This is a genomic window from Clostridium sp., assembly GCF_036781005.1.
GTDB lineage: Bacteria > Bacillota > Clostridia > Clostridiales > Clostridiaceae > Clostridium_B.
On the sequence record NZ_DAIQBT010000026.1, the window covers coordinates 1 to 19,971 of the forward strand.

Sequence of the window (19,971 nt, forward strand, 5' to 3'; positions counted from 1 at the left end):
AGAAGGCGGCAGAACAGTTGGTTCAGGTGTTGTTACTACAGTATCTGAATAATTAAGCATATGAAAATTCAAAAGTGTAGATGTGTTTTCATGAAAAGGAAAGAGGCAGCTCTTTCCTTAATTCAACAAATTAATTTTTGATTAATACAATTTGTTTACCTATTTAAAAGTATAAATTTTTACTTGTCAGAAATAAGAATTTAGTGTATACTTAAGAAGTTGTGAGGTTATAACAGCGATGAGGCGAGAGGTTGCCGGGCTTCCGGGTAATTCTTGACTGAGTATGCCAAAGTCTTGAACTAGGCGACGGTTATTTTATAACCTGTTATTTGCGTGAAAATACATGAAACGCCTGGAACAGTTTATAGAATATATCCGCTGTTGTACGTAAGAAGTATAGCGTGCATGAAAAGGAGGGAAAAAAATAATGGCAAAACAAAAAATAAGAATAAGGCTGAAAGCTTTCGATCATACCATACTTGATCAATCATCTGAAAAGATAGTTGAAACTGCCAAGTCTACAGGAGCAAAGGTAGCAGGACCTGTGCCGTTACCTACAGAAAAAGATGTGGTTACAATTCTAAGAGCCCCACATAAATATAAAGATTCAAGGGAGCAATTTGAGATAAGAACTCATAAGAGACTTATAGATATAATAAGTCCATCCCCAAAAACTGTTGATGCTTTAATGAGACTGGATTTACCGGCAGGTGTCGATATTGAGATAAAATTATAAAAATGTTGTTATTGTAATAAATTATTATTACTAACTATTATGACCGTTTATTTTAAACGATCCGCTAATATGTTTAGGAGGTGTATGTAAATGAAAAAAGCTATATTAGGTAAAAAGTTGGGCATGACCCAGATATTTAATGAAAATGGTAAAGTGATTCCTGTCACAGTAATTGAGGCAGGTCCTTGTGTAGTGGTACAAAAGAAGACTGAGGAAAAAGACGGTTATAAATCTATACAGATTGGTTTTGGGGATATAAGAGAAAAACTTGTAAATAAACCATTAAAAGGTCATTTTGCAAAATCGGGAGTTTCACTGAAAAGATTTTTAAAAGAATTTAAACTCGATAATATAGATGAATATGAAATAGGGCAAGAAATAAAAGCAGATATTTTTGCAGAAGGAGATAGGATTGATGTATCTGGTATCTCCAAAGGTAAGGGATTCCAAGGAGTAATAAGAAGATGGAATGCTCAAAGAGGTCCTATGTCCCATGGTTCAAAATTTCATAGGGCTGTTGGTTCTATGGGAGCTTCTTCTGATCCATCAAGGACTTTTAAAAATAAGAAAATGCCAGGACATATGGGAAATAAAAATACTACTGTATTAAATTTACAGGTTGCAAAAGTTATTCCTGAAAAAAATATTATTTTAATAAAGGGTGGAGTACCAGGCCCAAACAAGAGTTTTGTATCAATAAAAGATACGGTTAAGGCTTAATTTTATTAGAAAGGAGGATACAGAATGCCTATAGTAGGATTATTTAATAAAGAAGGTCAAAAAATTACAGATTTTGAGTTGTCAGACAAAGTATTTGGAGTTGAAGTAAATCAATATGTTATGCACCAAGTAGTTGTAGCGTTACTTGCCAATAAGAGACAGGGAACACAGTCAGCAAAAACTAGAGCTGAAGTTTCCGGAGGTGGAATCAAGCCTTGGAGACAAAAGGGTACTGGTAGAGCAAGACAGGGTTCTATAAGATCACCTCAATGGATTCATGGTGGTGTAGTTTTTGCAGTTAAGCCTAGAAGTTATAGGATTTCAGTTCCTAAATCGGCAAAAAGATTAGCTATGAAATCTGCTCTATCAAGTAAAGTTGAAGAAAATGAGATGATAGTTCTTGAAAATTTAGAGATGAATGCTCCAAAAACAAAAGAAATGGTAAAAATATTAGACGCTTTTAAAGCAAAAAAAACATTAATTGTTACAGCAGAATCAAACCAAAATGTATATAAGTCAGCAAGGAATATACAGGGAGTATCAGTAATTCCTGTTAATAATTTAAACGTATATGATTTATTAAAGTTTGATAAGCTTATAATAACTAAGGATGCTGTATCAAAAATTGAGGAGGTGTATGCATAATGAAATATACCAATTATGATATCATAAGAAGGCCTGTTATAACGGAAAAAAGTATGGCCGCTATGAATGAAAAAAAATACACCTTTATAGTTGATATACGTGCCAATAAGTCAATGATAAAGAGAGCTATTGAGGATGTATTTGGAGTAACTGTTGAAACTGTAAATACATCAAGATATAAAGGAAAGAAAAAAAGAGTGGGTGTCCATATAGGAAAAAGACCAGATTATAAAAAAGCTATTGTTAAACTTACAGAGGAAAGTAATACAATAGAATTTTTTGAAGGAATACAATAATAGATAAAGCAGTTATTGGAGAAGTCCAGATAAGCGAAAAAAGGAGGGAATACCGATTATGGCAGTTAAGGGATTTAAACCTACCACACCTTCAAGAAGACATATGACTGTAAATACATTTGAAGAAATAACTACAGATACACCAGAGAAGTCACTTCTTGTAGCTTTAAAAAGAAGTGGTGGTAGAAATGCTCACGGTAAAATAACAGTTCGTCATATAGGTGGCGGAGCAAAACGAAAATATAGAATAATAGATTTTAAAAGAAATAAAGATGGAATACCAGCAAAGGTATCAACTATAGAATATGATCCTAACAGATCAGCATTTATAGCTCTTGTGACGTATGCAGATGGTGAAAAAAGATATATAATAGCTCCAGTTGGGTTAAAGGTTGGCGATGTTATAGTATCAGGTGCAGAGTCAGATATAAAGGTAGGAAATTGTCTTCCAATTGTTAATATACCTGTAGGTACGACAATTCACAATATAGAATTACAGGCAGGAAAGGGAGGCCAACTTGTGAGATCTGCAGGGACATCAGCTCAGCTTATGGCCAAAGAAGGTAAATATGCTACATTGAGACTTCCAAGTGGTGAAGTGAGATATGTAAGAATAGAATGTAGAGCAACAATAGGAACAGTTTCAAATTTAACACATGAAATAATTAACATAGGTAAAGCAGGTAGAAAAAGACATATGGGAATAAGACCTACAGTTAGAGGTTCAGTAATGAATCCTAATGACCATCCACATGGTGGTGGAGAAGGAAAATCACCGGTAGGACATCCGGGGCCACTTACTCCATGGGGTAAACCTGCATTAGGATTAAAGACCAGGAAGAACAAGAAGTATTCAGATAAATTCATAATTAAGAGAAGGAATAAAAAGTAATTTGAAGAGAATATATATTCTCTTCGTTGGTTTAAGTGAAAAGATTGAATTTATACTATTATAATAGAGATAAATTATTTTTATGTGAATTTAGTAAGGTTTTATATTGATATATTTCATGAAAGGAGGCTAAAAAGTGAGTAGATCAGTAAAAAAAGGACCGTTTGTCCAAGAATCACTTTTAAAGAAGATAAATGAGTTAAATAAAAAAGGTGAGAAAAAAGTTATAAAAACTTGGTCACGAAGTTCAACTATATTTCCTCAGATGATAGGTCATACTATAGCAGTGCATGATGGAAGGAAACATGTTCCTGTATATATATCAGAAGATATGGTAGGACACAAATTGGGAGAGTTTGCATTAACTAGAACATATAGGGGACACGTTGATAAAACTGAAAAAACAACTCGTGTTTCTAGATAGTTTGAAAGGAGGGAATAGGTAAGATGGAAGCTAAAGCTATAGCTAAATATGTAAGAATGTCCTCAATGAAAGTAGGAGTTGTACTTAATTTGGTGAGAGGTAAAAATGTAAATGAAGCTTTTGCCATATTGAAATATACTCCAAGAGATGCGGCTGTAGTAGTTAATAAACTTTTAAAGTCAGCAGTTGCTAATGCAGAAAATAATTTGGATTTAAATAGAGATACTTTGTATATTTCAGAAGCATATGCTTGTGAGGGACCTACATTAAAAAGATTTCAACCACATGCTCAAGGAAGGGCTTTTAGAATTAATAAAAGAAGTAGTCATATAACTTTAATAGTTAAGGAAAGAGAGTAAGAAGGAGGGAAACAGATGGGACAAAAAGTACATCCGCACGGCTTAAGGGTTGGTATAATTAAAGAATGGGATGCCAAATGGTATGCAGATAAAAAAAATTTTGCAGATAATCTAATTGAAGATAATAAGATTAGAAAATTTGTAAAGAAAAGAGGCGCTGTAGCTGGAATTTCAAAGATTCAAATTGAAAGGGCAGCTAAAAGAATTAAATTAAATATATTTACAGCTAAGCCTGGAATGATAATAGGAAAAGGCGGCCAAGGAATTGAAGCTTTGAAAACAGAATTGAAAAAAATAGTTCCAGACAAGGTTATACTTATAAATATAGTTGAGGTAAAGGTAGCGGAGGCTGATGCTCAACTTATGGCAGAAAATATAGCATTGCAACTTGAAAAAAGGATTTCTTTTAGAAGAGCAATGAAACAGACAATACAAAGGGCAATGAAATCAGGAGTTAAAGGAGTTAAAACTACATGTTCAGGAAGACTTGGCGGTGCTGAAATAGCAAGATCAGAATCTTACCATGAAGGAACAATTCCACTACAGACTTTGAGAGCCGATATAGATTATGGGTTTGCAGAAGCGGATACCACATACGGTAAAATAGGAGTAAAGGTGTGGGTATATAAAGGAGAAGTGCTTCCAGTAAAAAAACCTATTGAGAATAAGGAAGAAGCTAAAGCATAGGGAAGGAGGAATAACATATGTTAATGCCTAAGAAAGTGAAGCATCGTAAGGTACAACGAGGTAGAATGAAAGGCAAAGCTACAAGGGGTAATTCTATAGCATATGGAGATTACGCTATACAGGCTACAGAATGTGCATGGATAACAAATAATCAGATAGAATCAGCCAGAATAGCTATAAATAGATATATTAAAAGGGGAGGAAAACTTTGGATAAAAATTTTTCCTGATAAGCCTGTTACAGAAAAACCTGCAGAAACACGTATGGGTTCTGGTAAGGGTTCACCGGAATATTGGGTAGCAGTTGTTAAACCAGGCAGAATACTGTTTGAATTATCAGGTGTGCCAGAGGAGACAGCCAGAGAAGCAATGAGACTTGCATCACACAAATTACCTATAAAAACTAAATTCGTGACAAAAAGAGATTTTGAAGAAGTGGGTGGTGAAAGCGATGAAGGCTAAAGAATTACAGGAACTAAGAAAAGGTAGTAGCCCTCAAGACTTACAGGCAAAGGTACAAGATCTTAAATCGGAATTATTTAATTTAAGGTTTCAATTGGCAACAGGCCAGTTGGAGAATCCGATGAGAATAAGAGAAGTTAAAAAATCTATAGCCCAAATTAAGACCATCCTTAGAGAAGAAGAGCTAAGGGCGTTTGAACAATAGTTTGAAAGGAGGTTTATTCGTGGAAAGAGGATATAGAAAGACAAGAATAGGAACAGTTACTTCTGATAAGATGGATAAAACTATAGTGGTGGCAGTTGAGAATAAAGTTCGTCATCCACTATATGGTAAAATAATTAAAAAGACTAGTAAATTTAAAGCCCATGATGAAAATAATGAAGCAAGAAATAATGATAAAGTATTAATAATGGAAACTAGACCTTTATCAAAAGATAAAAGATGGAGGCTTGTAGAAATAGTAGAAAAAGCTAAATAGTATAGCTGAAAGGAGGGTGTTTTTAATGATTCAGCAACAGACATTATTGAAAGTTGCAGATAATTCTGGCGCCAAGGAAATTATGTGTATAAGAGTTTTAGGTGGATCTAAGAGAAAATGGGGAAACATTGGTGATATAATAGTTGCTAGCGTTAAAAGTGCAACACCAGGCGGTGTTGTTAAAAAAGGAGAAGTTGTAAAAGCTGTTATTGTTAGATCTGCAAGAGGCTTAAGAAGAACAGATGGTTCATATATAAAATTTGATGAGAATGCTGCTGTTATAATAAAGGAAGATAAACAACCGAGAGGAACGCGTATCTTTGGACCGGTTGCAAGAGAACTAAGGGATAAAGATTTTACAAAAATATTATCATTAGCACCTGAAGTTCTATAAAGTAAGGAGGTGGCTGCAATGGCAAAAGTACATGTTAGAAAAAAGGATACCGTAATGGTTATTTCAGGAAAAGATAAAGGTAAAACAGGAGAAGTTTTAACTGTAATTCCTAAAGTGGGCAAAATTGTGGTTAAGGACATTAATATAGTGTCAAAACATCAAAAGCCCAATAAGCAAAACATGGAAGGCGGCATAATTCGTAAGGAAGCTGCAATATATAGTTCAAAAGTAATGCTGTATTGTGAAAAGTGTAAAAATGTGACTAGGATAAGTCATAAAATATTAGAAGACGGAACAAAAGTTAGAGTATGTAAAAAGTGCGGAGAAACACTATAAATCTTTGAAAGGAGGCCCAAAGGATGAGTTTAAGATTACAGGAAAAGTATAAAAAAGAAGTAGTTCCAGCATTGATGGAGAAATTTGGCTATAAAAATGTAATGCAAGCACCAAAACTTGAGAAGATAGTTATAAATATGGGTGTGGGAGAAGCTAAAGATAATCCAAAAGTCTTAGAATCAGCGGTTAGTGATTTAACTATAATTACAGGGCAGAAGCCAGTGCTCACTAGAGCCAAGAAATCTATAGCAAATTTTAAATTAAGAGAAAATATGGCCATAGGGTGTAAAGTCACTTTGAGAAAGCAATATATGTACGAATTTGCAGATAAACTAATGAATGTTGCATTACCAAGAGTTAGGGATTTTTCGGGAGTATCCGATAAATCTTTTGATGGTAGAGGAAATTATTCATTAGGAATTAAAGAACAATTAATATTTCCCGAGATAGAATATGATAAGATAGATAAAGTTAGAGGTATGGATATAGTTTTTGTTACTACTGCCAATACTGATGAGGAAGCAAAAGAGTTATTGAGATTATTTGGAATGCCATTTGCTCAAAAATAAGGAGGGAAAAATGTGGCACGTAAAGCTTTAATAGAAAAATGGAAAAAGACACCTAAATATGCAACTAAAGCTTATACAAGATGTAGAATATGTGGAAGACCTCATGCTGTATTAAAAAAATATGGCATATGTCGTATATGTTTTAGAGAATTAGCATATAAAGGTGAGATACCTGGTTGTAAAAAAGCAAGTTGGTAATTATTAGTTATTGATGAAAGGAGGCACAATCAATGGTAATGACTGATCCTATAGCAGATTTACTTACACGTATAAGAAATGCCAATGTTGTTAGACATGAAATAGTAGAAGTACCTTCTTCAACTATTAAAAAGGCAGTATTAAACATAATGCTTCAGGAAGGGTATATAAAAAATTTAGAGGAATATAAAGATGGTTCTGTTAATATGATAAGACTTTCAATGAAATATGGTAAAAACAAAGAGAGAGTTATAACTGGACTTAAAAGGATATCTAAGCCTGGATTAAGAGTTTATTGCAGAAAAGAAGAAATTCCTAAAGTTTTAAATGGACTGGGAATTGCAATAATATCCACTTCTAAAGGAATTGTTACAGATAGAGAGGCGAGAAAGTTAGGAGTGGGCGGAGAAGTACTTTGCTACATATGGTAGTTGTAGGTATATTATAAAATTTATAAAAGATATAAAGTATATTTATTGCTAAACGAGGAGTACAGGAGGTGTAATTATGTCAAGAATAGGAAAACTTCCAATAGCTATTCCAGCTGGGGTTACTTTTACTGTGACACCAGATAATGTGGTTACTGTAAAAGGAAGCAAGGGTCAGCTTGTGAAAGCTATGGCAAAAGATATTAATATTGCTGTTGAAAATAATTCAGTAATAGTTACGAGAAATGATGATGAAAAGAGATCTAGATCCCTTCATGGATTAACTAGAGCATTAATAAATAATATGGTTGTGGGCGTAACAGAAGGATATTCAAAAACATTGGAGCTGATTGGCGTAGGATATAGGGCTCAATTGCAGGGGAAAAAATTAGTTATGAATTTAGGATTTTCTCATCCAGTTGAGATAGAAGCGGTTGAAGGAGTAACTTTTGAAACGCCAGCTGCTACAAAAGTTGTAGTAAAGGGCATTGATAAGGAACTGGTTGGAAATGTCGCAGCAGATATAAGATCTTGGAGAAAACCTGAACCTTATAAAGGAAAAGGGATCAAATATGATAATGAAGTTATAAGACGTAAAGAAGGAAAAACAGGTAAGAAGTAGTAGAAAGGAGTGAGTTTCATGTTTAAAAAATATGATAAGAAAAAGCTGAGAAAAAAACGTCATCTAAGAGTTCGTAGGAAAATTTTTGGAACTAGTGAGGTACCAAGACTTTCAGTATATAGAAGTGAAAAAAATATATATGCTCAGATAATAGATGATATAAAGGGAATAACTCTAGTTTCTGCTTCAAGTATAGATAAGAATTTTGAAGGTAATGGAAGTAATAAGGAAGCAGCAAAAGTTGTTGGTAAAATTATAGCTGACAGAGCTATTGAAAAAGGAATTAAAAAAGTAGTTTTTGATAGAGGCGGATATATATATCACGGGAGAGTACAAAATCTTGCAGAAGCAGCAAGAGAAGGTGGATTACAGTTCTAAAATAAGGAGGGAAATAAATGAGGATCGATCCTAGCACTTTAAATCTTAAAGAAAAAGTTGTATTTATAAACAGAGTTGCTAAGGTTGTTAAAGGTGGTAGAAATTTTAGATTCAGCGCCCTAGTTGTAGTTGGAGATGAGAATGGCCATGTAGGTGTAGGAACTGGAAAGTCTATAGAAATACCTGAAGCAATTAGAAAAGGAATAGAAGATGCAAAGAAGAATTTAATTGAGGTTCCAATAGTTGGAACTACAGTACCGCATAATATAACTGGTCAGTTTGGAACAGGAAAAGTATTTATAATGACAGCTCCTGAGGGAACTGGAATTATAGCAGGAGGCCCTTCAAGAGCAGTTCTTGAACTTTCAGGATTGAAGGACGTTAGAGCAAAGTCTGTTGGCTCTAATAATCCAAGAAATATGGTAAATGCTACCATTGATGGTTTGTCAAAACTAAAGACAGCAGAACATATAGCTAGTCTTAGAGGTAAAACTGTCGAAGAGATTTTAGGTTAGGAGGGAATATCTTTGGCTAAACTTAAAATAACTTTGAAAAAAAGTTTAATAGGAAGAAAGAAAGATCATATTGCCACTGTTAATGCTCTAGGACTGAGAAAAATAGGAAAAGTTGTAGAACATGAGGATAACCCTCAAATAAAAGGCATGATTAAAAAAGTTAGCTATCTTTTAGAAGTAGAAGAAGTATAGTACAAGGGAGGTGTAAGTTTAATATGAAACTTCATGAGTTAAAACCAGCAGAAGGATCCAGAAAGTCGCGTAAAAGAGTTGGTAGAGGTACTGGATCAGGACTTGGAAGAAATGCTGGAAAAGGTGAAAAAGGACAAAAAGCTAGAGCTGGTGGGGGAGTAAGAATAGGATTTGAAGGCGGACAAATGCCACTTTATAGAAGAGTTCCAAAAAGAGGATTTACTAATATATTTGCAAAGCAGTATTCTGAATTAAATGTTGAAAGATTAAATATATTCGAAGATGGAACAGAGATTACACCAGAATTATTGCTGGAGAAAAGGATGATTAGAAAATCTAAAGATGGTTTAAAAATACTTGGAAATGGTGAATTGCAAAAAAAGCTTACAGTAAAAGCAGTTAAATTTACAAAAACTGCAGCACAGAAAATAGAAGCAGCTGGAGGAAAAGTAGAGGTGATATAATATGCTATCAACCTTGCGTGGTGCTTGGAAGGTTCCAGAACTAAGGAAGAGAATATTGTTTACATTATTTATGGTGATAATTTTCAGGGTAGGAAATTTTATTGCTGTTCCGGGGATAGATACTTCCAAGTTGACAGAATTAACTGGTAGTGGTTCATTACTAGGATTTTACGATCTCTTATCAGGAGGTGCATTTAGCAGATTCAGTATATTTGCTATGGGAGTTATTCCATTCATTAATTCTTCCATCATAATGCAGCTTCTTACTGTTGCAGTACCTCGTTTAGAGCAATTGTCTAAAGAGGGAGAAGAGGGAAGAAAGAAAATACAAGAATATACTAGGTATGCCTCCATACCTCTTGGAGTAATTCAGGGATTTAGTATATATGCTTTAATAAGTAGAGCAGGTGCTCTTGTGGAACCTGGAAATAAATTAAGTATATTTATGATAATATTTACAGTGACTACAGCATCAACTTTTCTTATGTGGCTTGGAGATAAAATAACAGAACATGGTATAGGCAATGGAATCTCGCTCATAATATTTGTGAATATTATTTCCAGGTTTCCATCTGCGGTATCAGGAATGTTAAAGCTTCAAGAAGTAGAAATAGTTAATTTTGTGGAGACAATAGGATTTATAGCAGTGATAATATTATTATTTGTGGCAGTAGTGGCTATGAGTTTATCGGAACGAAGGATTCCCATACAGTATGCAGGTAAAACTAATGCAGGAAGAATGTATAAAGGACAGTCAACACATATTCCTATTAATGTAAATGGTGCAGCTGTTATTGGAATTATATTTGCTATATCTGTCATGCAATTTCCAACGACCATAGGTCAATTTTGGCCTAATTCTGCTTTTAATCAATTTGTAACGGCAAGTTCATTTAGTCCATTTAAGGAGAGTAATTGGCAATATCCAGTATTTTATTTTCTGTTAACCATTTTCTTTACATGGTTTTATACAGAAGTGACAATGAAACCGGAAGAAATGGCTGAGAATATGAATAAGTCCTCTGGATTTATTCCAGGAATAAGACCTGGAGAACCCACAGCTATATTTATAGAGAGGGTTCTAGCACGAGTGGCGGTTTTAGGAGGAGCATTTGCTGGAATAATAGCGATATCTCCTATATTAGCTGAAACTTATACTAATTTTAAAGGTATATATTTTGGTGGAACAGGATTGCTTATTATAGTAAATGTTGCTATTGAAACGGTAAGACAATTGAAGTCACAGCTACTGGTACGTCATTATCATGGATTTTTGAATTAAAAAAGTTTGGGGATGGTATAGATGAAAATAATTTTATTAGGTCCTCCAGGAGCAGGAAAGGGAACTCAAGCCAAATTTATCAGTGAAGAGTATTCCATACCTCATATATCTACAGGTGATATTTTTAGAAAAAATATTTCAGATAAGACTCCTCTGGGAATTGAAGCCAAGGAATATTTGGATAAGGGCCAGTTAGTGCCTGATGAAGTTACTATAAACATAGTTAAGGACAGATTGAGTGAAGATGATTGTAAAAGTGGATTTTTATTAGATGGCTTTCCGAGAACTGTGTATCAAGCTGAAGCTTTGGATTCTTTTTTGAATGAAAATGATAATAAAATAGACGTGGTTTTACTTATAGATGTTCCTAAAGAATTAATTTTTGATAGAATGACAGGGAGGAGAATTTGCCCATCTTGCGGTGCAAGTTACCATGTGAAATTTAATCCTCCTAAACTGAAAGGCAAGTGTGATGTATGTAATAATGACATTATACAAAGAAAAGATGATACAGAATCTACTGTTAAGGATAGATTGGATGTATATGAAAAGCAAACGGAGCCTTTAATTAGCTATTATAAAGAACAAGGTGTAATTTCAACTATAGATGGAAGTGGAGAAATAGAGCAGGTTTTTCAAAGAGCAAAAAGTGTTCTGGGAGCTGTTTGTAAATGATAATAATTAAAACGGACAGGGAAATTGAGCTTATGAGATGTGCGGGTAGACTTGTAGGTGAGGTACTGTTAGAAGTTGAAAATGCAGTAAAACCAGGAATAACTACTAAAGAATTGGACAGAATTGCAGAGAAGTATATAATAAAACATAATGGGAGACCATCATTTAAAGGATACTATGGCTTTCCTGCTTCTATATGCACTTCTGTTAATGAGGAAGTAGTTCATGGAATTCCATCTAAAAGCAAAATTTTAAGAGAAGGCGATATAATAAGTGTTGATTGTGGAGCAGTATTGGATGGATATCATGGAGATGCAGCAAGAACCTTTGCGGTTGGCAAAATTTCACCTGAAGCAGAAAAGTTAATTGAAGTGACACAAAAAAGTTTTTTTAAAGGTGTTGAAAAGGCAGTATTAGGAAATAGATTAACTGATATATCTGTTGCTGTTCAGGAATATGTGGAAAGCTTTGGATTTTCTGTAGTTAGAGATTATGTAGGTCATGGTATTGGCAGTAACATGCATGAAGAACCTGAAATACCTAATTATGGTAGACCGGGCAGAGGACCGAAACTTGTGAGAGGTATGACATTGGCTATAGAACCTATGGTGAATGTAGGAAGGTATAATGTAAACATACAATCTAATAATTGGACTGTTGTTACTATGGACAGAAGTTTATCAGCTCATTATGAAAATACCATAGTTATTTTGGATAATGGTCCAGAGCTATTGACTTTAATATAGAATATTGACTTTAATTAAAGTGTTAATATGCTGTTGGTTGATATTAAATTTGAAGTGAAAAGTTTTTGAAGCCAACAATAATAAGGAGGTTTGATTACCTTATGTCAAAAGACGACGTTATTGAAATGCAAGGTACGGTTTTAGAAGCTTTACCTAATGCAATGTTTGAAGTAGAATTGGAAAGCGGACATAAAATATTAGCACATATATCTGGCAAATTAAGAATGAATTTTATAAGGATATTACCAGGCGATAAAGTTACAGTAGAACTTTCTCCTTATGATTTAACTCGTGGGAGAATAACCTGGAGAGCAAAGTAATTTTAAGGAGGGTTAGCTATGAAAGTGAGGCCGTCAGTTAAGCCTATATGTGAGAAATGTAAAATTATAAAAAGAAAAGGAAGAGTAATGGTTATCTGTGAAAATCCTAGACATAAGCAGAAACAAGGTTAGGCTATTACAAATTTTGGATAGATATTTAATAATTTTTTAGATGAAATTACGTTTTTACAATTTATAAAGTGAATATGTTTTAAAGTGCGGCTGCAACAGGATAGTAGATATTCTGTTGGCTTTAAAACTTTATATAATAAACAAACTTAATGCTACAGATTATATAATCAGGAGGTGTAAATTTTAATGGCAAGAATAGCAGGTATTGACCTACCAAAAGAAAAAAGAGTTGAAATAGGTTTAACCTATATATATGGCATAGGATTGCCTACTTCTCAAAAAATCTTGAAGGAAACAGGAGTTAATTCAGATACCAGAGTTAAAGATTTGACAGAAGAAGAAGTTAATCTTTTAAGAAATTATATAAAAAATCTTAAAATCGAGGGTGACTTAAGAAGAGAAGTGGCACTTAATATAAAGAGACTAATAGAAATAGGATCATATAGAGGTATAAGGCATAGGAAAGGTCTTCCAGTTAGAGGACAAAAAACAAAAACTAATGCGAGAACTAGAAAAGGACCTAAAAAACTTGTAGGAGCTAAGAAAAAATCTAAATAATTTATTTATAAGGAGGGAAAAAGATGGCAGCTGGAAGAGTTAAAAGAACAACTAGAAGGAAAAAGGAAAGAAAGAATGTTGAACATGGTTGTGCACATATTAGATCAACATTTAATAACTCAATAGTTACAATTACAGACGCTGCTGGAAATACTTTATCCTGGGCTAGTGCAGGCGGCTTAGGCTTTAGAGGCTCTAGGAAAAGTACTCCATTTGCAGCACAAATGGCAGCTGAAACATCAGCTAAAGCAGCTATGGAACATGGACTAAAAAGTATTGAAGTATATGTCAAGGGACCGGGTTCTGGCAGAGAGGCGGCAATAAGATCACTTCAAGCAGCAGGACTTGAAGTTACTTTAATTAAAGATGTTACTCCAATACCACACAATGGATGTAGACCACCAAAGAGAAGAAGAGTTTAGTTAATAGGAGGTGTAAAATTTAATGGCAAAATATACTGGAGCGGTATGTAGACTCTGCAGAAGAGAAGGTTTAAAATTATTTCTTAAAGGAGATAGATGTTATACAGATAAATGTGGATTTTCGAGAAGAGGCTATGCACCGGGGCAACATGGACAGGGAAGAAAAAAAATATCCAATTATGGTTTACAATTAAGAGAAAAACAGAAATCCAAAAGAATATACGGCTTATTAGAAAAGCAGTTTAGAAAATATTATGATAAAGCTGACAGAAAAAAAGGTATAACAGGTGAAAATTTGTTGGTTCTATTGGAAACAAGACTTGACAATGTAGTTTATAAATTAGGCTATGGCCAGTCAAGAACAGAGGCTAGACAATTGGTAACTCATGGACATTTCAAGGTTAACGGAAGAAAGGTGAATATTCCTTCTTTCAAAGTATCAGTAAATGATACTATAACTGTAAAAGATTCTAGTAAATCATCAGAAAAATTTAAAACTTTTGCAGAGAATCCAAAAACTTTACCAAGTTGGTTAGAAGGAAATGTGGAAAATTTTGAAGGAAGAGTTATTAGAGAACCTATGAGAGAAGAAATAGATGTTCCGGTTAACGAAACATTGATTGTAGAGTTGTATAGTAAGTAATTAATTATGGAATCAGTTGCCCTCAGGAGATACATTATTAGATAAATAGAAGGAGGGTTATATTCATGTTAGAAATAGAAAAACCCAAAATAGAATGTGTTGAAACTAGTGAAGATTGTAATTATGGTAAGTTTGTAGTAGAGCCTTTGGAAAGAGGTTACGGTATTACTCTTGGAAATGCTCTTAGAAGAATTCTCCTTTCTTCCCTTCCAGGAGTTGCTGCCAGCCATGTTAAAATAGATGGCGTACTTCATGAATTTTCGACTGTTCGTGGAGTAAAAGAAGATGTCTCAGAGTTAATTTTAAATATAAAAGAACTGGCCTTAAAAATGAATGGCGATGGTACTAAAACTATATATATAGATGTACAGGGACCAGGAGAGGTTGTTGCAGGAGATATAAAAACTGATGGTGATGTTGAAATAGTCAATAAAGAGCTACATATAGCTACTTTAGATGAAAACAGCAGGTTATACATGGAAATAACTGTTAATGGAGGAAGAGGATATGTTTCTCAAAGGAGAAATAAATTTGAAGATATGCCTATAGGCACAATTCCGGTAGATTCTATATATACTCCTATTAGAAGAGTAAATTTCAATGTGGAGAATACAAGAGTCGGCCAAATAACAGATTATGATAAGTTATCTCTGGAAGTCTGGACTAATGGTACTATATTGCCAGATGAAGCTGTAAGTTTATCAGCTAAGATTCTTATAGAACATTTTAAATTATTCATGACTCTTACAGATCATGCTAATAATGTTGAAATAATGGTAGAAAAAGAAGAAGATAAAAAAGAAAAGGTTCTTGAAATGGCTATAGAAGAATTGGATCTTTCTGTAAGAAGTTACAATTGTTTAAAGAGAGCTGGAATAAACACAGTACAAGAATTAACCGAGAGAACTATGGATGATATGATGAAAGTTAGAAATTTGGGTAAAAAATCTCTGGAAGAAGTTGAGCAAAAGCTGGATACACTGGGATTATCACTAAAACAAAACGAAGATTAATAATTATATAGAACGGAATATATACATGTAGTAAGGAGGGATATAAATGGCACAAAATCGTAAGTTAGGACTTCCATCTGATCACAGAAGAGCTATGTTAAGAAATCTAGTTACTAGTTTTTTAAAGCACGGAAAAGTACAGACAACGGTAACGAGAGCAAAGGAAGCTAGAAGCTTAGCTGAGAAGATGATTACTCTTGCGAAGAGAGGAGATCTTCATTCTAGAAGACAGGTACTTTCTTTTGTAACTGAGGAGGAAGTTGTAAAAAATTTATTTACAAATATAGCTCCTAAATATGCAGAAAGAAATGGTGGTTATACCAGAATGTATAAGATAGGACCAAGAAGAGGAGACGGAGCAGAGTTAGCTATATTAGAGTTAGTATAAAATTTAAGGGTTAAGTAAAGCTAGCTTAACCCTGTTTTTGTATAGAATAAAGGCAGTTTTACTGGGGAATTTAAAACTTAAGTGGATTCTATCTTGTTAAATTAAAGAGGTGTTTTCTATGGATAAAAGTATGATATTATGCAAAGATGTAAGTTATAAATATGAAGATACTGAGAATGGAAGTTCAAAATTAGCTGTAGATCATGTTACTTTTGAAGTAAAAAAAGGGGAATTTCTTGTAATTCTTGGAAGGAATGGCTCAGGAAAATCTACCATAGCTAAACACATGAATGTTCTTTTGATTCCCACAGGTGGAAAAGTTTATGTAGAAGGTCTTGATACGTGTGATGAAAAGAACATATGGAATATAAGGAATAAAGCAGGAATGGTTTTTCAAAATCCAGATAATCAAATAGTTGCTACTATTGTAGAAGAGGATGTAGCTTTTGGACCAGAGAATTTAGGAGTTCTTCCTGAAGAAATAAGGTTAAGGGTTGATGATTGTTTAAAGAGAGTAAATATGCAAGAATATAAAAGATATGCGCCACATTTACTTTCAGGTGGTCAAAAGCAGCGGGTGGCTATAGCGGGGGTGCTTGCTATGCGGCCGGATTGTATAATATTTGATGAATCTACTGCTATGTTGGATCCTTCAGGCCGACGGGAAGTAATGAATACTATAAAAGAAATCAATGGTAAATACAATATGACGGTAATTTTAATTACACATTATATGGAAGAGGCAGTAGAAGCAGATAGAATAATTGTAATGGATGAGGGAAAAATTATAATGGAGGGTACTCCAAGAAGAATATTCAGCAAGGTACGTGAAATGAAAGATATGGGACTTGATGTACCGCAGATGACAGAATTGGCCTATGAACTTAAAGCTAATGGAGTGGATATAAGATCTGATATATTAACTATAGATGAGATGGTGAGTGAATTATGTCGATTAAAATAGAAAATTTGACTCATATATATATGAAAAATTCGCCTTTTGAAAAGAAAGCACTAGATGATGTAAATATTGAAATTGAAGATGGGGAGTTTGTTGCTCTAATAGGACATACGGGTTCAGGAAAATCAACATTAATACAGCACATAAATGGGCTGTTGAAGCCAAATTCAGGAAGGATAATAGTAGATGGAGTAGACATAACTGAAAAGAAAATTAATTTAAATTTTATAAGAAAAAAAGTAGGACTTGTATTTCAATATCCGGAATATCAACTATTTGAAGAAACTATAGAAAAAGACATTGCTTTTGGTCCTAGAAATTTGGGATTAAACGATGATGACATAAATAATAGAGTAAAAAGAGCCATGGATATGGTTGGCCTAAAATATGATGAATATAAAGATAGATCCCCTTTTGATTTAAGTGGAGGGCAAAAAAGAAGAGTAGCTATAGCAGGTGTAGTTGCTATGGAACCTAGAGTTCTTATATTAGATGAGCCTACGGCAGGTCTTGATCCCAAAGGTAGAGATGATATTCTGGGAGAAATAAAAAACTTGCAAAAAGAGTATAAATTGACGATAATATTGGTTTCTCACAGTATGGAAGATGTAGCTAAACTTGCAGATAGAATAATTGTAATGCATAACGGAAAGTGTATAATCGATGGGACTCCGGCACAAGTGTTTAAAGAAATTAATACTTTAGAGAGTGTGGGACTTGCAGTACCACAGGTAACTTATATGGCAAAAAAACTTAGGGATAAAGGAATAAATATATCAGAAGACATATTTACTATAGAACAGGCAAAAGAAGAAATACTTAGATTATTAAATAAAGGTTAGGGGAGCTATGAAATGATTAAAGACATTACAATAGGCCAATATGTACCTGGTGATTCTTTTATACATAAATTAGATCCAAGAGTTAAGATATTAATATCTTTAATATACATTGTGGATTTATTTATAATAAATAGTTTTAGAGGATATATATTTATAGTAGTATTTACTTTGGTTTCAATACTTGTATCTAGGGTGCAATTTACATATATATATAAAGGGCTTAGACCTATATTTATATTAGTTCTTATAACTGCAATATTAAATATATTTATGACTGGAGGAGCTAATCCCCCTTTGTTCAAGTGGAAATTCTTAGTAGTGTATAGAGAAGGGCTTATTATGGCTGCATTTATGGCATTAAGGCTTGTGTTTTTAATTATAGGAACGTCACTACTAACATTAACTACTTCTCCTATTGAATTAACTGATGGAATAGAAAAACTCTTAAAGCCAGTAAGCAAAATAGGAGTACCTTCTCACGAATTAGCTATGATGATGACTATAGCATTGAGATTTATACCTACTTTAATGGATGAAACAGATAAAATAATGAAAGCACAAATTGCAAGAGGGGCAGATTTAGAATCAGGGAATCTCATACAGAAAGCTAAAAATTTAGTTCCTATTTTAGTTCCGCTTTTTATAAGTTCTTTTAGAAGAGCTGATGAATTAGCTATGGCCATGGAAGCCAGATGTTACAGAGGAGGGGATGGTCGAACTAGAATGAAAGAATTAAAATTGAGTAATAAAGATTTTATAGCTTCTTTGTGTACTTTAGCATTAGTCTGTATTTCTATATTGAGTAGAATATGGTGGGGAAAGTGAAAAACATAAAATTAGTTATAGAATACGATGGTACAAATTATTCTGGTTGGCAGAGGCAAGATAATGCAATTACTGTTCAACAGAGGTTAGAGGAAGCAATTAAAAAAGTTACAGGTGAATTTTCAAAAATTATAGGTTCCAGCAGAACAGATGCAGGTGTGCATGCCAGGGGATTTGTATGTAATTTTTTTACTAATAGTAAGGTACCTGCTTCAAATATAAAAATGGTATTGAACACAGCGTTACCAGAAGATATAGCTGTATTAGATTCAAAGGAAATGGATAATAGTTTTCATTCTAGATATTTTACAACAGGTAAAGAATATAGTTATACTATAGTAACAGGGGATAGACCACCAGTTATTGGACGGCAATATGTGTATTATTTTAAAAGAAAGTTAGATATAGAGAAAATAAAAAATTCATGTGGGTATTTTATAGGAACTCATGATTTTTCTGCATTTCAAAAAAAGGGGAGTTCAGTGAAATCTCCTATCAGAACTATACAAAAACTGACTGTCTCGAAAAAAGAGAATTTGATTAGATTCAATATTGTTGGAGATGGATTCTTGTATAATATGGTTAGGATAATAGTAGGTACCCTTTTGGAAGTTGGACTTGGGAGATTTAGCGTGGAGTATGTAAAAGATATATTAGAGTCTAAGGATAGATCAAATGCCGGAAAGCCTGTACCTGCCAAAGGACTCTGCTTGGAAAAAGTATTTTATTAGATTGACACGCCAGGAGCATTGTATTATAATATAAATGTTTGTATTTTGAGTATAGAGGATTCATTAGCCCCGGATCTTTATATAGAGAATGAATATATTCAAGTTTTATAAATTTGATTTGTGTAAAAGGATAGATAAGAGAGGAGTTGAAAACCGTTAATTTGTGTAACGGGAAAGCCATGAAATCATATATAGCAAAAGCTGAACAGATTGAAAGAAAATGGTATGTTGTTGATGCTGCCGGAAAACCCCTCGGAAGAGTGGCAAGTCAGGTTGCTTCAGTGTTAAGAGGTAAACATAAGCCTATATTTACACCACATGTAGATACAGGTGACTTTGTAATAGTAATAAATTCCGAAAAGGTACTTCTAACTGGTAAAAAATTAGATCAAAAGATGCTGAGACATCATTCATTATATCCAGGTGGGTTAAAGGAAACTCCCTATAGAGAAGCTTTAAACAAAAAACCAGAGTTTGTATTTGAAGAGGCTGTGAGAAGAATGCTTCCAAAAGGAGTATTGGGAAGAAAAATGTTGAAGAAATTAAAAGTATACAGAGGTGCTGAGCACAATAATGAAGCTCAAAAGCCGGTAGTATTAGAGTTAAAATATTAGGTTAAAGCTGAAAGGAGGATAAAA

General features: G+C 33.6%; 36 protein-coding genes. All 36 read left to right on the forward strand.

The window, feature by feature from the left end:
• Positions 1-424 precede the first annotated feature (424 nt).
• The 36 genes from rpsJ to rplM all read left to right on the forward strand — a co-directional run bounded on the left by rpsJ (position 425) and on the right by rplM (position 19,947).
• Positions 425-736, forward strand: a complete 312-nt coding sequence (gene rpsJ, locus V7Q02_RS10935) for a 30S ribosomal protein S10 (RefSeq protein WP_431732549.1) — start codon at positions 425-427, stop codon at positions 734-736.
• A gap of 90 nt (positions 737-826) precedes the next feature.
• Positions 827-1,456 carry a 50S ribosomal protein L3 gene (gene rplC, locus V7Q02_RS10940; protein WP_333861057.1) on the forward strand — a complete coding sequence of 210 codons (630 nt, stop codon included), beginning with the start codon at positions 827-829 and terminating at the stop codon, positions 1,454-1,456.
• A 24-nt stretch (positions 1,457-1,480) separates the two neighbouring features.
• Complete coding sequence (gene rplD / locus V7Q02_RS10945; RefSeq protein ID WP_333861058.1) at positions 1,481-2,101, forward strand: 50S ribosomal protein L4; 621 nt, start codon at positions 1,481-1,483, stop codon at positions 2,099-2,101.
• The gene (gene rplW, locus V7Q02_RS10950) at positions 2,101-2,397 is read left to right on the forward strand and encodes a 50S ribosomal protein L23 (protein ID WP_333861059.1); all 297 of its coding nucleotides are present in this window, start codon (positions 2,101-2,103) and stop codon (positions 2,395-2,397) included. The genes rplD and rplW overlap by 1 nt, the downstream gene beginning before the upstream one ends.
• A 58-nt stretch (positions 2,398-2,455) precedes the next feature.
• Positions 2,456-3,289 (forward strand): 50S ribosomal protein L2, encoded by an 834-nt coding sequence (gene rplB, locus V7Q02_RS10955; RefSeq protein WP_333861060.1) that lies wholly within the window; start codon positions 2,456-2,458, stop codon positions 3,287-3,289.
• A 136-nt stretch (positions 3,290-3,425) separates the two neighbouring features.
• On the forward strand, positions 3,426-3,713 hold the full coding sequence (rpsS, locus tag V7Q02_RS10960; RefSeq protein WP_333861061.1) for a 30S ribosomal protein S19: 288 nt from the start codon (positions 3,426-3,428) through the stop codon (positions 3,711-3,713).
• Between the two features lie 23 nt (positions 3,714-3,736).
• Positions 3,737-4,072 (forward strand): 50S ribosomal protein L22, encoded by a 336-nt coding sequence (gene rplV / locus V7Q02_RS10965; RefSeq protein WP_333861062.1) that lies wholly within the window; start codon positions 3,737-3,739, stop codon positions 4,070-4,072.
• Positions 4,073-4,087: 15 nt separating this feature from the next.
• Positions 4,088-4,759, forward strand: coding sequence for a 30S ribosomal protein S3 (gene rpsC / locus V7Q02_RS10970; protein ID WP_333861063.1), 672 nt, complete (start codon positions 4,088-4,090; stop codon positions 4,757-4,759).
• 17 nt (positions 4,760-4,776) lie between these two features.
• Positions 4,777-5,220, forward strand: coding sequence for a 50S ribosomal protein L16 (gene rplP, locus V7Q02_RS10975; RefSeq protein ID WP_333861064.1), 444 nt, complete (start codon positions 4,777-4,779; stop codon positions 5,218-5,220).
• Positions 5,210-5,425, forward strand: a complete 216-nt coding sequence (rpmC, locus tag V7Q02_RS10980) for a 50S ribosomal protein L29 (RefSeq protein ID WP_333861106.1) — start codon at positions 5,210-5,212, stop codon at positions 5,423-5,425. Before rplP ends, rpmC begins: the two co-directional genes overlap by 11 nt.
• Positions 5,426-5,444: 19 nt before the next feature.
• Positions 5,445-5,699 (forward strand): 30S ribosomal protein S17, encoded by a 255-nt coding sequence (gene rpsQ, locus V7Q02_RS10985; RefSeq protein ID WP_333861065.1) that lies wholly within the window; start codon positions 5,445-5,447, stop codon positions 5,697-5,699.
• Between the two features lie 25 nt (positions 5,700-5,724).
• Entirely contained in the window at positions 5,725-6,093 is a 369-nt protein-coding gene (gene rplN, locus V7Q02_RS10990) for a 50S ribosomal protein L14 (RefSeq protein WP_011988813.1), read from the forward strand.
• Between the two features lie 18 nt (positions 6,094-6,111).
• Positions 6,112-6,429 (forward strand): 50S ribosomal protein L24, encoded by a 318-nt coding sequence (rplX, locus tag V7Q02_RS10995; RefSeq protein ID WP_333861066.1) that lies wholly within the window; start codon positions 6,112-6,114, stop codon positions 6,427-6,429.
• A gap of 23 nt (positions 6,430-6,452) precedes the next feature.
• Positions 6,453-6,998, forward strand: coding sequence for a 50S ribosomal protein L5 (rplE, locus tag V7Q02_RS11000; protein ID WP_333861067.1), 546 nt, complete (start codon positions 6,453-6,455; stop codon positions 6,996-6,998).
• A 12-nt stretch (positions 6,999-7,010) separates the two neighbouring features.
• Positions 7,011-7,196, forward strand: a complete 186-nt coding sequence (locus V7Q02_RS11005) for a type Z 30S ribosomal protein S14 (RefSeq protein ID WP_011988816.1) — start codon at positions 7,011-7,013, stop codon at positions 7,194-7,196.
• A 32-nt stretch (positions 7,197-7,228) separates the two neighbouring features.
• Positions 7,229-7,627, forward strand: coding sequence for a 30S ribosomal protein S8 (rpsH, locus tag V7Q02_RS11010; protein ID WP_333861068.1), 399 nt, complete (start codon positions 7,229-7,231; stop codon positions 7,625-7,627).
• A 76-nt stretch (positions 7,628-7,703) separates the two neighbouring features.
• A complete protein-coding gene (gene rplF / locus V7Q02_RS11015) occupies positions 7,704-8,246 on the forward strand; it encodes a 50S ribosomal protein L6 (protein ID WP_333861069.1) in 543 nt (180 codons plus the stop codon).
• Positions 8,247-8,264: 18 nt separating this feature from the next.
• Positions 8,265-8,624: a 50S ribosomal protein L18 gene (rplR, locus tag V7Q02_RS11020; RefSeq protein WP_333861070.1), complete on the forward strand. Its 360-nt coding sequence runs from the start codon at positions 8,265-8,267 to the stop codon at positions 8,622-8,624.
• Between the two features lie 17 nt (positions 8,625-8,641).
• Positions 8,642-9,139, forward strand: coding sequence for a 30S ribosomal protein S5 (gene rpsE, locus V7Q02_RS11025; protein WP_333861071.1), 498 nt, complete (start codon positions 8,642-8,644; stop codon positions 9,137-9,139).
• Positions 9,140-9,151: 12 nt separating this feature from the next.
• Positions 9,152-9,331, forward strand: a complete 180-nt coding sequence (gene rpmD, locus V7Q02_RS11030; protein ID WP_333861072.1) for a 50S ribosomal protein L30 — start codon at positions 9,152-9,154, stop codon at positions 9,329-9,331.
• Between the two features lie 23 nt (positions 9,332-9,354).
• On the forward strand, positions 9,355-9,795 hold the full coding sequence (gene rplO / locus V7Q02_RS11035) for a 50S ribosomal protein L15 (protein WP_333861073.1): 441 nt from the start codon (positions 9,355-9,357) through the stop codon (positions 9,793-9,795).
• 1 nt (position 9,796) lies between these two features.
• Positions 9,797-11,077, forward strand: a complete 1,281-nt coding sequence (secY, locus tag V7Q02_RS11040; protein WP_333861075.1) for a preprotein translocase subunit SecY — start codon at positions 9,797-9,799, stop codon at positions 11,075-11,077.
• Positions 11,078-11,098: 21 nt separating this feature from the next.
• Complete coding sequence (locus V7Q02_RS11045) at positions 11,099-11,752, forward strand: adenylate kinase (protein ID WP_333861076.1); 654 nt, start codon at positions 11,099-11,101, stop codon at positions 11,750-11,752.
• Positions 11,749-12,498: a type I methionyl aminopeptidase gene (gene map, locus V7Q02_RS11050; protein ID WP_333861077.1), complete on the forward strand. Its 750-nt coding sequence runs from the start codon at positions 11,749-11,751 to the stop codon at positions 12,496-12,498. The genes V7Q02_RS11045 and map overlap by 4 nt, the downstream gene beginning before the upstream one ends.
• 101 nt (positions 12,499-12,599) lie before the next feature.
• A complete protein-coding gene (infA, locus tag V7Q02_RS11055; RefSeq protein WP_011988826.1) occupies positions 12,600-12,818 on the forward strand; it encodes a translation initiation factor IF-1 in 219 nt (72 codons plus the stop codon).
• Positions 12,819-12,836: 18 nt separating this feature from the next.
• The gene (gene rpmJ, locus V7Q02_RS11060) at positions 12,837-12,950 is read left to right on the forward strand and encodes a 50S ribosomal protein L36 (protein WP_011988827.1); all 114 of its coding nucleotides are present in this window, start codon (positions 12,837-12,839) and stop codon (positions 12,948-12,950) included.
• 186 nt (positions 12,951-13,136) lie between these two features.
• Complete coding sequence (rpsM, locus tag V7Q02_RS11065) at positions 13,137-13,508, forward strand: 30S ribosomal protein S13 (protein ID WP_011988828.1); 372 nt, start codon at positions 13,137-13,139, stop codon at positions 13,506-13,508.
• Positions 13,509-13,531: 23 nt separating this feature from the next.
• Positions 13,532-13,930 (forward strand): 30S ribosomal protein S11, encoded by a 399-nt coding sequence (rpsK, locus tag V7Q02_RS11070; RefSeq protein WP_011988829.1) that lies wholly within the window; start codon positions 13,532-13,534, stop codon positions 13,928-13,930.
• Between the two features lie 22 nt (positions 13,931-13,952).
• A complete protein-coding gene (gene rpsD / locus V7Q02_RS11075; RefSeq protein ID WP_333861078.1) occupies positions 13,953-14,573 on the forward strand; it encodes a 30S ribosomal protein S4 in 621 nt (206 codons plus the stop codon).
• Positions 14,574-14,638: 65 nt separating this feature from the next.
• Positions 14,639-15,586, forward strand: coding sequence for a DNA-directed RNA polymerase subunit alpha (locus V7Q02_RS11080; RefSeq protein ID WP_333861079.1), 948 nt, complete (start codon positions 14,639-14,641; stop codon positions 15,584-15,586).
• Between the two features lie 46 nt (positions 15,587-15,632).
• A complete protein-coding gene (gene rplQ, locus V7Q02_RS11085) occupies positions 15,633-15,974 on the forward strand; it encodes a 50S ribosomal protein L17 (RefSeq protein ID WP_333861081.1) in 342 nt (113 codons plus the stop codon).
• 118 nt (positions 15,975-16,092) lie between these two features.
• Complete coding sequence (locus V7Q02_RS11090; protein WP_333861083.1) at positions 16,093-16,938, forward strand: energy-coupling factor transporter ATPase; 846 nt, start codon at positions 16,093-16,095, stop codon at positions 16,936-16,938.
• A complete protein-coding gene (locus V7Q02_RS11095) occupies positions 16,923-17,777 on the forward strand; it encodes an energy-coupling factor transporter ATPase (protein WP_333861084.1) in 855 nt (284 codons plus the stop codon). Before V7Q02_RS11090 ends, V7Q02_RS11095 begins: the two co-directional genes overlap by 16 nt.
• Positions 17,778-17,789: 12 nt before the next feature.
• Positions 17,790-18,602: an energy-coupling factor transporter transmembrane component T family protein gene (locus tag V7Q02_RS11100; protein WP_333861085.1), complete on the forward strand. Its 813-nt coding sequence runs from the start codon at positions 17,790-17,792 to the stop codon at positions 18,600-18,602.
• Positions 18,599-19,333: a tRNA pseudouridine(38-40) synthase TruA gene (gene truA, locus V7Q02_RS11105; RefSeq protein ID WP_333861086.1), complete on the forward strand. Its 735-nt coding sequence runs from the start codon at positions 18,599-18,601 to the stop codon at positions 19,331-19,333. The genes V7Q02_RS11100 and truA overlap by 4 nt, the downstream gene beginning before the upstream one ends.
• A gap of 179 nt (positions 19,334-19,512) precedes the next feature.
• The gene (gene rplM / locus V7Q02_RS11110; protein WP_333861087.1) at positions 19,513-19,947 is read left to right on the forward strand and encodes a 50S ribosomal protein L13; all 435 of its coding nucleotides are present in this window, start codon (positions 19,513-19,515) and stop codon (positions 19,945-19,947) included.
• Positions 19,948-19,971: the final 24 nt, after the last annotated feature.

Excerpts from the sequence above, each read along its gene's own strand:
- rplC (WP_333861057.1), top strand. The coding sequence starts at position 827 with ATGAAAAAAGCTATATTAGGTAAAAAGTTGGGCATGACCCAGATATTT.
- rplD (WP_333861058.1), top strand. The coding sequence starts at position 1,481 with ATGCCTATAGTAGGATTATTTAATAAAGAAGGTCAAAAAATTACAGAT.
- rplW (WP_333861059.1), top strand. The coding sequence starts at position 2,101 with ATGAAATATACCAATTATGATATCATAAGAAGGCCTGTTATAACGGAA.
- rplB (WP_333861060.1), top strand. The coding sequence starts at position 2,456 with ATGGCAGTTAAGGGATTTAAACCTACCACACCTTCAAGAAGACATATG.
- rplV (WP_333861062.1), top strand. The coding sequence starts at position 3,737 with ATGGAAGCTAAAGCTATAGCTAAATATGTAAGAATGTCCTCAATGAAA.
- rpsC (WP_333861063.1), top strand. The coding sequence starts at position 4,088 with ATGGGACAAAAAGTACATCCGCACGGCTTAAGGGTTGGTATAATTAAA.
- rplP (WP_333861064.1), top strand. The coding sequence starts at position 4,777 with ATGTTAATGCCTAAGAAAGTGAAGCATCGTAAGGTACAACGAGGTAGA.
- rpmC (WP_333861106.1), top strand. The coding sequence starts at position 5,210 with ATGAAGGCTAAAGAATTACAGGAACTAAGAAAAGGTAGTAGCCCTCAA.
- rplN (WP_011988813.1), top strand. The coding sequence starts at position 5,725 with ATGATTCAGCAACAGACATTATTGAAAGTTGCAGATAATTCTGGCGCC.
- rplX (WP_333861066.1), top strand. The coding sequence starts at position 6,112 with ATGGCAAAAGTACATGTTAGAAAAAAGGATACCGTAATGGTTATTTCA.
- rplE (WP_333861067.1), top strand. The coding sequence starts at position 6,453 with ATGAGTTTAAGATTACAGGAAAAGTATAAAAAAGAAGTAGTTCCAGCA.
- rpsH (WP_333861068.1), top strand. The coding sequence starts at position 7,229 with ATGGTAATGACTGATCCTATAGCAGATTTACTTACACGTATAAGAAAT.
- rplF (WP_333861069.1), top strand. The coding sequence starts at position 7,704 with ATGTCAAGAATAGGAAAACTTCCAATAGCTATTCCAGCTGGGGTTACT.
- rplR (WP_333861070.1), top strand. The coding sequence starts at position 8,265 with ATGTTTAAAAAATATGATAAGAAAAAGCTGAGAAAAAAACGTCATCTA.
- rpsE (WP_333861071.1), top strand. The coding sequence starts at position 8,642 with ATGAGGATCGATCCTAGCACTTTAAATCTTAAAGAAAAAGTTGTATTT.
- rplO (WP_333861073.1), top strand. The coding sequence starts at position 9,355 with ATGAAACTTCATGAGTTAAAACCAGCAGAAGGATCCAGAAAGTCGCGT.
- secY (WP_333861075.1), top strand. The coding sequence starts at position 9,797 with ATGCTATCAACCTTGCGTGGTGCTTGGAAGGTTCCAGAACTAAGGAAG.
- V7Q02_RS11045 (WP_333861076.1), top strand. The coding sequence starts at position 11,099 with ATGAAAATAATTTTATTAGGTCCTCCAGGAGCAGGAAAGGGAACTCAA.
- map (WP_333861077.1), top strand. The coding sequence starts at position 11,749 with ATGATAATAATTAAAACGGACAGGGAAATTGAGCTTATGAGATGTGCG.
- infA (WP_011988826.1), top strand. The coding sequence starts at position 12,600 with ATGTCAAAAGACGACGTTATTGAAATGCAAGGTACGGTTTTAGAAGCT.
- rpmJ (WP_011988827.1), top strand. The coding sequence starts at position 12,837 with ATGAAAGTGAGGCCGTCAGTTAAGCCTATATGTGAGAAATGTAAAATT.
- rpsM (WP_011988828.1), top strand. The coding sequence starts at position 13,137 with ATGGCAAGAATAGCAGGTATTGACCTACCAAAAGAAAAAAGAGTTGAA.
- rpsK (WP_011988829.1), top strand. The coding sequence starts at position 13,532 with ATGGCAGCTGGAAGAGTTAAAAGAACAACTAGAAGGAAAAAGGAAAGA.
- rpsD (WP_333861078.1), top strand. The coding sequence starts at position 13,953 with ATGGCAAAATATACTGGAGCGGTATGTAGACTCTGCAGAAGAGAAGGT.
- V7Q02_RS11080 (WP_333861079.1), top strand. The coding sequence starts at position 14,639 with ATGTTAGAAATAGAAAAACCCAAAATAGAATGTGTTGAAACTAGTGAA.
- rplQ (WP_333861081.1), top strand. The coding sequence starts at position 15,633 with ATGGCACAAAATCGTAAGTTAGGACTTCCATCTGATCACAGAAGAGCT.
- V7Q02_RS11090 (WP_333861083.1), top strand. The coding sequence starts at position 16,093 with ATGGATAAAAGTATGATATTATGCAAAGATGTAAGTTATAAATATGAA.
- V7Q02_RS11095 (WP_333861084.1), top strand. The coding sequence starts at position 16,923 with ATGTCGATTAAAATAGAAAATTTGACTCATATATATATGAAAAATTCG.
- V7Q02_RS11100 (WP_333861085.1), top strand. The coding sequence starts at position 17,790 with ATGATTAAAGACATTACAATAGGCCAATATGTACCTGGTGATTCTTTT.
- rplM (WP_333861087.1), top strand. The coding sequence starts at position 19,513 with ATGAAATCATATATAGCAAAAGCTGAACAGATTGAAAGAAAATGGTAT.